Genomic DNA, 12,552 nt, shown 5'->3' with positions numbered 1-12,552 from the left:
GCGACGCGTTATTCGAGCGCCACGCGCGTCGCCTGAAGCGCAAGCAGTTGCCACTGACCGCCGGTTTGCACGTGAACCGCCGTGTAGGCGATGGGAAAGAGCAGCGCGCCGTTCTTCGATTCCATTTCGATCAACGCGCGGCCGGACACGAGACAGGTCTCGGGTCCGGCAGAGAAAACGTCCTGCGTCTGGATCTCGATCTGGCGATAGCGGCGGCGCCCGGCGGTGATCGCGTCGATGAACTGACGCTTCGTCTCGCGCTTGCCGTTGGTGTGGACATAGCTGACGTTCTCGGCCAGCAGCGCTTCGAGCGCGGCGCCGTCGCCCTCGACCATCGCCCGAAAGCGGTCGCGCTCCAGGCCGCGGATGGCCTCAAAGGTTTTTGCCGGCATCTGTCGGTTCCCCTTGCGCCGGGGAACCGATGCGCCGGCGCCCCGTCAGAAGTTGTATTGCAGATATAGCTGGCTGAAATTTATACCAGGATTCGGCTCTTTGATACTCGCGTTCGAGAGATGCTGGAAGCGAAAACCGGCCTGATAGTTCTGCTTCTCGCCGAAGATCGCGCCCACGCCAACCATATCGGCGAACTGAAAGCCGCTGGAGAGCGTGTAGTCTTCCGTGACCCGGGCGTGCGACAGCAGCCGGACGCCGATGCCCGCCTCGACGAACGGCCGGATGTACCCCAAGCTTTTGACGAAACGCAGAACCGGTGTGACGCCGAATTCCCAGACGTTCGGATTGACCGCGTTGCTTTCTTTCGTGTGCCAGTACGCGACGTGTCCCTCGCCGAGCAGCGTGAAATGAAATCCGCCGATTTCCCACCACGTCAGGTTCGGGTCCCACACGATGCCGACGTCGGCCTTCTTGAAGTCATGGTTGGCGACGCCGCCCGCTATCTGAAGTCCGAACCGGTCGGCATGCGCTGCCGCCGATGCCAGGCCGAGCGAAACCGCGATGGCGCCGTGAGACAAAAAACTGCGCCAGAGAACCTTGTTTTTCTGCATGAGCGCCCCATGTGTGGGTGGTGTTTACGTCCCGCCGAGCGGTGGTCGGCGCATTGTATTTCGGCTGCGACATATTTGCACAATCCAGCGTATCTTGCCGCTTTGATTGAATAATCCGTTGCGCTAATGCTTCTACACGGTAATTCGTTCGATCTAACGCTTCGCTTTCGGTAAGTTCAGCCAATTGCTGAAGCCGAACGCCTATCAAACCCACAAGATTGATAGTTTTGTGGGAACTCCCACACGTCGTTTCCCTCTAACACTTAGCACTCAGTTGGACGGAGTGCTAATATCGTGACTGGCCTGCTGCCGCCGTTGCGGCCGCAGCCAATTGTTGACAAGGAGCTTATGAGCGTGACCAATGCGATGACCCTTCCGAATGTTGTAGGCTCGGCACCTGCCAAGGCATCTTCGGCAGGCGCGCTGACGTACGCGCAGTCGTCGATGCTGACCGGTCAGATCGGCAACATCGATTCCTACATACAAGCAGTGAACCGTATTCCGATGCTGTCGCCGGCAGAGGAACGTCAGTACGCCACCGAATTTCGCGAGCACGGCAACCTGAACGCCGCGCGGCAGCTCGTGCTGTCGCACCTGCGTCTCGTCGTGTCGATTGCCCGCAACTATCTGGGCTACGGCCTGCCGCACGCAGACCTGATTCAGGAAGGCAACATCGGTCTGATGAAGGCGGTGAAGCGCTTCGATCCGGAGCAAAACGTGCGCCTCGTGTCGTACGCCATGCACTGGATCAAGGCGGAGATCCACGAGTACATTCTGCGCAACTGGCGCATGGTGAAAGTCGCGACGACCAAGGCGCAGCGCAAGCTGTTCTTTAACCTGCGCAGCCACAAGACCGGCCATGCCGCGTTCACGCCGGATGAGATCAACGGCCTCGCAAGCGAGCTGAACGTCAAGCGCGAAGAGGTCGCGGAGATGGAAACGCGCCTTTCGGGCGGCGACATCGCGCTGGAAGGCCAGGTGGAAGACGGCGAAGAAGCGTTCGCGCCGATCGCCTATCTCGCCGACTCGCACAACGAGCCGACGAACGTGATCGCCGCGCGCCAGTTCGACAAGCTGCAAAGCGACGGCCTTTCGACCGCGCTGGAATCGCTCGACGAGCGTAGCCGCCGCATCATCAAGGCGCGCTGGCTCGACGTGCAGGACGACGGATCGGGCGGCAAGACGCTGCACGAACTGGCCGACGAGTTCGGCGTGTCGGCGGAGCGCATTCGCCAGATTGAGGCGAGCGCGATGAAAAAGATGCGCACCGCGCTGCACGACTACGCGTAACGCCACGGCGGAACCGAAGCCAAGCGTGTTCGAACCCCGCTGTCGAAAGACAGCGGGGTTTTTGTTTGCCGGCGCGGCGTGTAAAAAGCAAAACGGCGCCCGAAGGCGCCGTTTCTACGACTAGCCGCCTACCGCATCAGGCCGGCATCGGCGCCGCGCCGCCGCCGTTGCCCGCGAGTCGCGTCGCCATCTGCGCGGCGTATCGCTGCGCTGCCGCGCCGACGACGATGTGGAACGTGTCCGCTGACACCCACGCGACATCCAGTTGCGACAGACGCTGACGATCCACCGACGACGGATCGCGCACGACCACGCGCAGGCGCGTTTGCGCCACCGCATCGAGCGAAACGACGTTGGTCGCGCCGCCGAACACCGCGAGCCAGCGCAGCGGGTCCGGATCGAGCGGGCCCGCCGTCTGATCGGTCACGCCTGCCGTCGCAACCGCAGGCTGCGCGGGAGCCGACGAAGCCGGCGTCGCGCCGCGCGTCGACGAGTGTTCGAGTTCACCACGAATTTCATCGGCGATCAGGTCCGCCTCCGGTCCGATGATGACTTGCACGTTCGTCTTGCCGCGCTTCAACACGCCACGCGCGCCGATGGTCTTCAGTTGCGGTTCCGACACAGCTTCCGTATCCACGACAGAGAGACGCAGGCGCGTCGTGCAGGCATCGACGAGCGTCAGGTTCGACGCGCCGCCCAGCGCCGCGATGTACTTCGTGGCGCGCGTGCTGGCTGCGGCCGGCGCGACGTCGCCCGGCACATAGCCGCCGACAGGCGTGGCATCGGTTTGCGCGTCCGTCGTGGCCGGCTCGCGGCCCGGCGTCGCCATGTTGAACTTGCGGATGAAGAAGCGGAACAGGCCGTAATACACGATGCCGTACACGAGGCCGATCGGAATCGCCAGCCAGCCGCGCTGCGACAGGCCGTAGTTCAGCACGTAGTCGATCGCGCCCGCCGAGAACGTGAAGCCCAAATGAATGCCGAGCGCCGAGCAAATTGCGAGCGACAGGCCCGTCAGCACCGCGTGGATGCCGTAGAGCACCGGCGCGAGGAACATGAAGCTGTATTCGATCGGCTCGGTCACGCCCGTGAGGAACGCGGTCAGCGCCATCGAGAACAGCAGGCCGCCGACGACCGCGCGGCGCTCCTTCGGTGCTTCATGGAACATCGCAAGACACGCGGCCGGCAAACCGAACATCATGATCGGGAAGAAGCCCGTCATGAAGCCGCCCGCCGTTTGGTCGCCTGCGAAAAAGCGATGCAGGTCGCCGTGCACCACCGCGCCGCCGCCCGGCGGCGTGAACGACCCGAACACGAACCACGCGAGCGAGTTGATGATGTGGTGCAGGCCCGTCGCGAGCAGGATGCGGTTCAGCACGCCGAACACGAACGTGCCGAGCGCGCCGGCCGTCGTCAGCCAGTTGCCGGCCGCGTCGATGCCGGATTGCACCGGCTGCCACACGTAACCCAGTACGATGCCGATGAAGAGACACGCGACGCCTGTCACGATCGGCACGAACCGCTTGCCGCCGAAGAACGCCAGATATTCGGGCAGCTTGATGTCCTTGAAGCGGTTGTACATGTACCCCGCGACCATGCCCGCGATGATCCCCGACAGCACGCCCATGTTGAGCTTGTCGTTGATGTCCTTCATGACGGCCGTTTCGATCAGATAACCGATCGCGCCGGCGAGACCCGCCGTGCCGTTGTTGTCTTTCGCGAAGCCCACCGCCACGCCGATTGCGAACAAAAGCGGCAGATTCGAGAAGATGGCGTCGCCCGCGTCGGCGATCATCTTGATGTTGAAGACATCGGGCTGGCCTAGACGCAGCAGCAGGCCGGCCACCGGTAAAACGGCAATCGGCAGCATCAGGGCGCGGCCTAGGCGCTGCATCTTTGCAAACGGGTTAGCGTCCATCGGGGGTTCTCCAAAAGAATATAGGTCTTGTCGTTGCTGCTCGGGTTGTGGCTAGGAAAGAAGCATTAAGCGTTTAGTCCTGCGGCCAGATTTCGCGGCTGGCCGCTCTTACTGCCTGCGCCGATTCGAGCGCGAGCACGTCTTCCGCGCGCTGACGGCAAAGCTGGTAATCGAGATTGCGCACGCGCGCCTTGATGCCCGGCACCGCGGACGGATCCACCGACAGTTCCGTCACGCCGAGGCCCACGAGCAGCGGCACCGCGAGCGGATCGCCGCCGAGCGCGCCGCACACGCCGACCCACTTGCCGTGCTTTTCCGCGCCCTGCACCGTCGTCTTGATGAGCCGCAGCACGGCCGGATGCAGGCCGTCGGACTGCGCGGCGAGATCGGGCTGGCAGCGGTCCATCGCGAGCGTGTATTGCGTGAGATCGTTCGTGCCGATCGAGAAGAAATCCGCGTACTTCGCGAGCTGGTCGGCCAGCATCGCCGCTGACGGCACCTCGATCATCACGCCCACTTCGACCGGCTCCGTGCGTCCGGCTTCGCGCGCCAGTTCGTCGATGCGCGCACGCAGGCGCTGCAGTTCGCCGGCATCGGTGACCATCGGCAGGAGAATGCGGACCGCGCCCGCCGGCTTGACGGCGAGCAGGCCGCGCAACTGGTCGTCGAGCAGTTCGGGGCGGACTTGCGCGAGCCGGATGCCGCGCAAGCCGAGCGCCGGATTCTCTTCGGGCGGCAGCGTCAGATAGTCCACTTCCTTGTCCGCGCCGACATCCAGCGTGCGAATGATCGCGCTGCGGCCGGCCAGCGCCTCGACGATTTCCTGATAGCTTGAAGTGTGTTCCGCGACCGTCGGCGCAGCCTGGCGATGAATGAAGAGCAGCTCCGTGCGCAAGAGGCCCACGGCGTCCGCGCCGTTTTCGACTGCGGCCTTGGCGTCGTCGAGCGTGGCGATGTTCGCCGCGATCTCCACATGACGGCCGTCGCGCGTCGCTGCCGCTTGCTGCGACATCTTGCGGTTCGCCTCGCGCACGCCCGCAAGACGCTCGCGCTCGTGACGCGCCCGCTCGACATCCAGCGCGCTCGGCGCATATTCGAGGCGGCCCGCCGACGCATCCACGACCACCTGCGCGTCTTCCGAGATTCCGTGCAGCGCGTCACCGATCGCGACGAGCGCCGGTATGCCGATCTGCCGCGCGATGATCGCCGCATGCGAGGTCGCGCCGCCGCGCGACATCACGAGCGCCGTGACGCGCGTGCGGTCGATCGACGCCAGATCCGACGGCGTGAATTCGACGGCCGCGAGCACGGCTTCGTCAGGCAGCGCGCGCGCCGCCGTATTCGTGAGACCGAGCGCGCGCAGCACGCGCTTTTCGATGTCGCGCAGGTCGGCCGCGCGTTCGGCGAGCAGCGCGTCGTTCACGTTATTCAAGAGCGCGATCTGCGCGCGGATCGCCTCGCGCCACGCGAAGCCCGCGCTCTTGCCGAGGCTGATCAGATCGCGCGCGGCATCGACGAGCGTCGGGTCTTCCAGCAGCACGCGATGCACCGCGAAAATGCCCGCCTCGCCGACCGCGCCGCGCTGCGACGCAGTGCGCACGGTGACTTCGAGGTCGGCATCGACTTGCGCGATGGCTTTATCCAGCGCGCGGCTCTCCGCCGCCGACGGACCGCTCGCCTGTTCGGGCGGCACGATTTCCTGATCGTCCCAGCGCACCAGCTTGCCGACCGCGATGCCCGGCGCCGCGCACACGCCCGCGAGCGTGTTCGGCGGCAGCGGCTCGGCGGCCGTGCGAACCGCCGCGACCGGCGCGGGCGACTTCTCTCGCGCGGGCGTCTCTTCGACTTCGCCTTGCGCCGCGCGCAGCAGTTCGGTGGCGACGGCATCCACCGCTTCTTGCGCCTGCGCGCCGATGCCGACGAGTTCGATGGTCGCGCCCTCGCCCGCGCCCAGCCCGAGCAGGCCGACCACGCTTTCGACCGGCGCCTTGCGGCCTTCGAAGCGCACTTCGACCTTTGCGTCCAGGCCGCGCGCCGCCTCGCGCGCCCGCGCCGCCGGCCGCGCGTGCAAACCGCCCGCGTGGGCCAGCGTGACGGTGCGGCGCGCTTCGGTCATCACGTTGGACGACGAGCGCGCCACGTGCGCCGCCGCGCCGTCCTTCGCGCGCAGCACGAGCATGCGCGCGCCCGCCTTCAGCACGCCACGGCCGGCGCGCTGGGCGACCTCGAACGCGTCGCTATTGGCGACCGCGATCACCGAGACGAGACTCGGCGCGTGCTGCGCGACGAAATCCGCGTTGAATTCGATGAGCGGCTGGCCGGCGCGCACGGTGGTGCCTTGTTCGACCATCGGCGCGAAGCCCTCGCCGCCCAGTTCGACCGTGTCGATGCCGATATGCACGAGAATCTCCGCGCCCGCTGCCGTGCGCAGCGTGACCGCGTGATGCGTGCGCGCGAGATGCGTCACCGTGCCGTCGCACGGCGCGAGAAGCACGTTATCGAGCGGATCGATGCCGATGCCGTCGCCGAACATTCCCTCGGCGAACACGGGGTCGGGCACGTCGGCGAGCGGCACGACGGGACCGGTAAACGGAGCGAGCAGAACGATATCGCTCGGGTTATCGGTGGAATGGTTCAACACGGACTCCTCGGCACGGCGCATCGTCTTTCTCACTCAATGGGTTTCGGTGACCTTGTTCAGGTGGCGCGGCGCGTCGGGGTTGCGCCCGCGCGCGGCGGCAAGACCCGCGGCCATCACGTAGAACGAAAGGATCGCGGCGATCGGATCGAGCGCCGGGTGGTCGGTGGCGACGAGCGGCAACTCGGCGCCGGGCACGTCGTCGGGTGCTGCGAGCAGCACGCGCGCGCCACGCGCGCGCATGTCCGCGGCCAACTGGATGAGACCCGCCTGCTCCGGCCCGCGCGGCGCGAACACCAGCAGCGGATAGTCGCGGTCGATGATCTCCATTGGGCCATGACGCACTTCCGCGCTCGAGAACGCTTCGGCCTGAATGCCGGACGTTTCCTTCAGCTTGAGCGCCGCTTCCTGCGCGATGGCGAGCCCGAGGCCGCGCCCGACGACGATCATGCGGTCGACGCCCTTCAGTTCATCCACTGCGCGCGTCCAGTCGAGCTTGCCCGCCGCGCGCAGCGCATCCGGCAGCGACTTCAGCGCGTTGAGCAGTTCGGCGTCGCGCTGAACGTGCGCGATAACGATGGCCGACAGCGACAGCATCGCGATGTAGCTCTTGGTGGCGGCGACCGAAAGCTCGGGCCCGGCGAGCAGCGGCAGATAGTATTCGCAGGCGTGCTCCAGCGGCGAGCCCGCGACGTTGACTGCCGCGACGGTAAATGCGCCCGCTTCGCGCAACGCCTGCATGGTGCCGACGAGGTCCGGGCTCTTGCCCGACTGCGAAAACGCGACGGCAAGCTGGCCGGACACGCGCAGCGGCGCTTGCTGCAACGTGGCGACGGACATGGGCAGCGACGCGACCGGTACGCCGATGCGGCTCATCGTCAGGCTGGCGAAATAACTGGCGGCGTGGTCCGAGCTGCCGCGAGCGACGGTCAACGCGACGTGACGCGGCTGCTCCGCGAGCTTCACGGCGAGCGCCTCGATGCGCGAGGTATCGGCGAGTTGGGCCGCGACGACGTCCGCGGACTCCAGCGCCTCAGTGAGCATATTCGACAATCGATTCTCCTTCGACATAAGTGGCGGTCAGCGCGAAGTCCCGGTCGAGCACGACCATGTCGGCCCATGCGCCGCGCGCGATGCGGCCGCGGTCTTCGAGCCCGAGATAGTCGGCGGGATAGCGCGACAAGCGATTCGAAACGTCCGCGAGCGGAATGCCCAGCGAGACGAGATTGCGCAGCGCCTGATCCATGGTCAGCGTGCTGCCTGCGAGCGTGCCGTCCGCGAGACGCACGCCGCCCATGCACTTGGTGACGTGCTGGCTGCCGAGGCGGTATTCGCCGTCCGGCATGCCGGCGGCCGACGTGCTGTCGGTCACGACGTAGAGACGCGGAATGGCGCGCATGGCGGCGCGGATCGCGCCGGGGTGAACGTGCAGCAGGTCCGGAATCAGTTCGGCGTACTCCGCATGCGCGAGCGCCGCGCCGACCATGCCGGGATCGCGATGATGCAGCGGCGACATCGCGTTGAAGAGATGCGTGAAGCCGCGCGCGCCGTGCTTCAGGGCGTTGACGGCGTCGTCGTACGTGCCGAGCGAATGGCCGAGTTGCACGCGCACGCCGCGCGCCGCCATCTCGGAGATGATCTCGAGATGACCCGAGATCTCCGGCGCGATCGTCACGACGCGAATCGGCGCGAGGTCCAGGTACTTGAGCACTTCGTCACGCACGGCGACCGCCGCGGCGTCCGGCTGCGCGCCGAGCTTGCCCGGATTGATGTACGGTCCTTCGAGATGCACGCCCAGCACGCGCGCGCCGCTCGGCGCGCGGCGCTTCGCTTGTTCGCCGAGGCCGGCGACGACCTGCATCAATTCGTCGCGCGGCGCGGTCATCGTCGTGGCGAGCAGGCTCGTCGTGCCGTGCTGCGCGTGCTGGCGCGCGACAGTATCGGCCGCGTCGCCGCCTTCCATGATGTCGCGGCCGCCGCCGCCGTGCACGTGCAGGTCGATGAAGCCCGGCAGGATGTACGGCGCGTCGTTCGACGTCGGATCGGCTATGTGACCTTCGAGCGCCGTCACGCGACCGTTCTCGAAACGCACGGTGCCGTGAATCCAGCCGTCGTTCGTCAGTATGTTTCCTTTCAGCATGAAGTTCTCTGGAAGTACGCAATGCGTAGGAGGTTCAGGTGCAGTTCGCGCCGTGCTGCGAGCACGCTGGTCCGCGCGGATGTTTTCGGTGCGCGGCCGGCGAACGGCTTCTTTTGGTCCTCTCGTTCTCTTTCTTGCTCTCTTCTTTCGATGCCTGATGACGCCGGTCGTGCTGCACCCGCGCTCATCGATGCAGCTCCGCGACGAAGTCGTAGTAGTCGTCGCGGCAATACGTATCCGTTAGTTCTATCGCCCGCCGTTGCGCCGAATAACCGATGCGCGTGATCACGAGCAGCGCGGCGCCGGGCGCGACGTCCATTAGCCGGGCGACTTCCGCGCCCGCGTTCACCGCGCGAAAGTGCTGCAACGCGCGCACCACTGCCTGACCGCGCTCCTCGAGATACCGGTACAGCGACGCGCCGATCAGCAGCGGGTCCGGCACCAGCCAAGCAGGCAGCGTGGAATGCTCGACCGCCATCACAATGCCGTCCGCCCGCCGCAACCTTCTTAGACTCGCGACGACCGCGCCGGGCGACAAACCCAGCTGCACGGTCTCGTCGCGATTCGCGGGCCTCAGTCCGCGGCCGAGCCACACCGAATCGGGCAGAAAGCCGCGCTGCTCCATCTTGCGCGTGAAGCCGGTCAATCGGGACAACGGATCTTCCACGCGCGGCGTGATGAAATTGCCCGCTCCGCGCACCCGCCTGATCAGCCCTTGTTCGACGAGCAACGCGATGGCCTTGCGCGCCGTGATACGCGACACGCCCACGCCTTCCGACAACGTGCGCTCCGAAGGCAGCGCCTCTCCCGCCGACCACGTGCCTGCGTGAATGGCGGAAGCCAGGCGCGTGGCAAGCTGGAGATAAAGCGGCGTATCACTGCGTTCGTCCGGCGTGAGATTCTTCCAATTTCCTCTCATGAAGAACCCTCGCGCGGCCTTGAGTGGAGCCCATTATATAACCAAGATAATACCAGTCAACGCGCATCAAACCCCTTGTGACGAAAGTCAATTCACGTCTGCAATCAATAAGTTACAACTTGTTTAGACGGTGTTTTCGCAACACGACCGCTATCGGGACTTACCCGCATACCGAGCTAAATGGAACCAGTCGCCGTCCACTGCCGAATGGGTCCGGAAATTCGGGCATTTTCGTATTCGCACGAGCGTGCTTTCTTTGGCACAATGCGTCCATTAGTTCGGAATCGCAACTAATTCAAATAGAACCACATATTTTTGAGAGAGCAAAGGCACAATGGGATGTTTTGATCGGAGTCGGGCTGTCGAGGCCGTGCGGCGCTTCAACCGGTTTTACGCGCGTCACGCAGGCGCTTTTCACGAACGCCTACATAAGAGCCATTTTTCGTTGACAGAAGTGCGCATTCTTCACGAGCTTGCGCACGACCGGGCGCACACCGCCGCGGATCTATCGCGCAACCTCGGGCTGGATACGGGCTATCTCAGCCGCCTCATCACCAATTTCCAGAAGCTCGGCCTCGTCGTGCGCCGAAAGAACGAATCGGACGGCCGCGCGCATCTCCTCACCATGACGCCCGAAGCGAAAGCCAAGGTGGACGAACTCGATCTCCACGTTTCCGCCGAAACTGCGTCGCTGCTGGATTCCCTCGCGCCGGGCGAGATCGAGCAGTTGTCGCTGGCGATGGCGGACATCGAGCGACTCTTGTCGCCGGCGTCGCATAACGCCGCCACGCGCTTGCGCAGCCCCCGCTGCGGCGACTTCGGCTGGATGATCGAACGTCACGCGCACCTCGACGTTTCCGACCGCGCGAGTCTCGCCTACGAGGCCCACGCGGCAAAGGTCGTGTCCCGCTTTCTCGGCGCCATGCAGACGAACACGCCGCGTATCGCGTGCTGGGTCGCGGAACAGGAAGGCGATGCGCGCGTCGGCGCCGCGCTGCTGACCGCCGCTTCCGACGGCCAGGCGTGCATCGAATTGTTGTTCGTGGAGCCGGGCGCGCGCCGTCGGGGTCTCGGCGAACAACTCGTCGCCGCGTGTACCAACTTCGCTCAGGGCGCGGGCTACGAAAGCGTCGTATGCCGGCTCGATCAGGCGCGCGAAGATTTGTGCGGGCTTTTCATGCGCACCGGCTTCAAGGCGCAACAGGGCGTGGACGCAAGCCTCGTGTGGGAGCGCGAGTTGCGGCGCATCTACGCCGACTAGACCTCGCAAATGAAAACGGCGTCTCCAGGAGACGCCGTTTCGCACATGAATTCGCCGTCGCTTAGAACGAAGGCACGACCGAGCCCTTGAACTCGCTCTTCAGGAACTGGCGCACGTCGTCGGACTGGTACGCGGCGACCAGCTTCTTGACCCACGGCTGATCCTTGTCCTTCGTGCGCACCGCAATCAGGTTCGCGTACGGGCTATGCACGTCTTCCAGCGCGATCGCATCTTTCGTCGGCTGCAAGCCCGCAGCCAGCGCGAAGTTGGTGTTGATGGCGGCGGCGTCCACATCAGCGAGCGTGCGCGGCAATTGCGCGGCGTCGAGTTCGACAAGCTTGATCTTCTTCGGATTCTCCGCGACGTCGAGCGCCGTCGCGTTGTTGCCGTTCGCGCCCGCGCCCGCCTTCAGCTTGATGACGCCTTGCGATTGCAGAAGCAACAGCGCGCGATTCTCGTTCGACGGATCATTCGGCACCGCGACCTTCGCGCCTTGCGGCAAGTCCTTCAGCGACTTCAGCTTCTTCGAGTACACGCCGAGCGGCGAGATGTAGGTAAGGCCCGCGCTCACGATCTTGTAGCCGCGCTGCTTGATCTGGCTGTCCAGATACGGCTGATGCTGGAAGCTGTTCGCATCGAGATCGCCGGCGTCGAGCGCGGCGTTCGGCTGGACGTAATCGTTGAACTCGACCACTTTCACGTTGAGGCCCTCGCGCTTGGCGACCTTCTGCACGACTTGCCAGATTTGAGCGTCAGGGCCGCTGATCGTGCCGACCTTGATGACCTTGTCGTCGGCGTGTGCCGAGAAACTCGTGACGAACGCGGCCGACGCCACGACGGCCGCCAGGGCTTTAAGCATATTTCTGCGCTGCATGGTCTTCCTGTTTCAAAAGCAAATGACTGCGGGATAACTTGATGCCGGCTCCGGCGCGAGCGTCGGGCCGGCGTGCCGCATGTTCGCACAGCATTGGTGCGAGCGGAAATACAGTTTCCTCATGTGAATATCCGGCGCGCTGTCCGCTTAGAATCGGGCCTGGGCCCACTTTCGGACGGCGATAAACATGTATGTGATCAACCTTCGATACACCGGCGCGCTTGCCGAAATCGACGATGCGCTCGAAGAACACCGCCTGTTCCTCGAACGCTACTTCGCGGCGGGCGTATTCGTAATGGCCGGGCCGAAGGTTCCGCGCGACGGCGGCGTGATAATCGCGTCGGGGATCGAACGCGCGTGGCTCGACGAGATCATCGCGGAAGATCCGTTCGCCCGGCAGCAACTCGCGCATTACGAGATCATCGAATTCAAGGCGACGCGTCTTGCGCCGGGATGGAGCCTGCCGCAGCCGTCGAAGCCATAACGCAGAACGCAAAAGCGGCCCGCA

At 65.0% G+C, this 12,552-nt stretch carries 11 protein-coding genes; 3 read left to right on the top strand and 8 right to left on the bottom strand.

The annotated features are described in order from the left end of the window. Positions 1–8: 8 nt before the first annotated feature. Entirely contained in the window at positions 9–392 is a 384-nt protein-coding gene (locus tag NCR34_RS01965) for a nuclear transport factor 2 family protein (RefSeq protein WP_175939282.1), read from the bottom strand. 45 nt (positions 393–437) lie between these two features. Beyond that, positions 438–1,004: an acyloxyacyl hydrolase gene (locus tag NCR34_RS01960; protein WP_250498955.1), complete on the bottom strand. Its 567-nt coding sequence runs from the start codon at positions 1,002–1,004 to the stop codon at positions 438–440. A 354-nt stretch (positions 1,005–1,358) separates the two neighbouring features. On the opposite strand from NCR34_RS01960, the gene rpoH reads away from it, so the two are divergent. Further along, a complete protein-coding gene (gene rpoH, locus NCR34_RS01955) occupies positions 1,359–2,294 on the top strand; it encodes an RNA polymerase sigma factor RpoH (RefSeq protein ID WP_175940582.1) in 936 nt (311 codons plus the stop codon). Between the two features lie 136 nt (positions 2,295–2,430). On the opposite strand, the gene nagE is transcribed toward rpoH, so the two are convergent. From nagE to NCR34_RS01930, 5 genes are all read right to left on the bottom strand, one after another. Beyond that, on the bottom strand, positions 2,431–4,212 hold the full coding sequence (gene nagE / locus NCR34_RS01950) for an N-acetylglucosamine-specific PTS transporter subunit IIBC (RefSeq protein WP_250498954.1): 1,782 nt from the start codon (positions 4,210–4,212) through the stop codon (positions 2,431–2,433). A 73-nt stretch (positions 4,213–4,285) separates the two neighbouring features. Continuing rightward, complete coding sequence (gene ptsP / locus NCR34_RS01945; protein WP_250499006.1) at positions 4,286–6,874, bottom strand: phosphoenolpyruvate--protein phosphotransferase; 2,589 nt, start codon at positions 6,872–6,874, stop codon at positions 4,286–4,288. A 12-nt stretch (positions 6,875–6,886) separates the two neighbouring features. Beyond that, positions 6,887–7,894, bottom strand: coding sequence for an SIS domain-containing protein (locus NCR34_RS01940; RefSeq protein WP_244848812.1), 1,008 nt, complete (start codon positions 7,892–7,894; stop codon positions 6,887–6,889). Next, positions 7,884–8,990, bottom strand: coding sequence for an N-acetylglucosamine-6-phosphate deacetylase (nagA, locus tag NCR34_RS01935; protein WP_250498953.1), 1,107 nt, complete (start codon positions 8,988–8,990; stop codon positions 7,884–7,886). Before nagA ends, NCR34_RS01940 begins: the two co-directional genes overlap by 11 nt. 184 nt (positions 8,991–9,174) lie before the next feature. Further along, positions 9,175–9,909, bottom strand: coding sequence for a GntR family transcriptional regulator (locus NCR34_RS01930; RefSeq protein ID WP_250498952.1), 735 nt, complete (start codon positions 9,907–9,909; stop codon positions 9,175–9,177). 454 nt (positions 9,910–10,363) lie between these two features. Here NCR34_RS01930 and NCR34_RS01925 point away from each other — a divergent pair, with 454 nt between their 5' ends. Further along, positions 10,364–11,170: a bifunctional helix-turn-helix transcriptional regulator/GNAT family N-acetyltransferase gene (locus NCR34_RS01925; RefSeq protein ID WP_250499005.1), complete on the top strand. Its 807-nt coding sequence runs from the start codon at positions 10,364–10,366 to the stop codon at positions 11,168–11,170. Positions 11,171–11,231: 61 nt separating this feature from the next. On the opposite strand, the gene NCR34_RS01920 is transcribed toward NCR34_RS01925, so the two are convergent. Continuing rightward, positions 11,232–12,044 carry a MetQ/NlpA family ABC transporter substrate-binding protein gene (locus NCR34_RS01920; protein WP_248321038.1) on the bottom strand — a complete coding sequence of 271 codons (813 nt, stop codon included), beginning with the start codon at positions 12,042–12,044 and terminating at the stop codon, positions 11,232–11,234. Positions 12,045–12,231: 187 nt separating this feature from the next. Between NCR34_RS01920 and NCR34_RS01915 the strand changes: the two genes are divergently transcribed. After that, positions 12,232–12,528 (top strand): YciI family protein, encoded by a 297-nt coding sequence (locus NCR34_RS01915; RefSeq protein ID WP_250498951.1) that lies wholly within the window; start codon positions 12,232–12,234, stop codon positions 12,526–12,528. Positions 12,529–12,552: the final 24 nt, after the last annotated feature.

The organism is Caballeronia sp. GAWG1-5s-s (genome assembly GCF_023631445.1).
Classification (GTDB): Bacteria; Pseudomonadota; Gammaproteobacteria; order Burkholderiales; family Burkholderiaceae; genus Caballeronia.
Note: the sequence above shows the minus strand (reverse complement) of the source record. Positions and strands in the feature narration are given on the sequence as shown.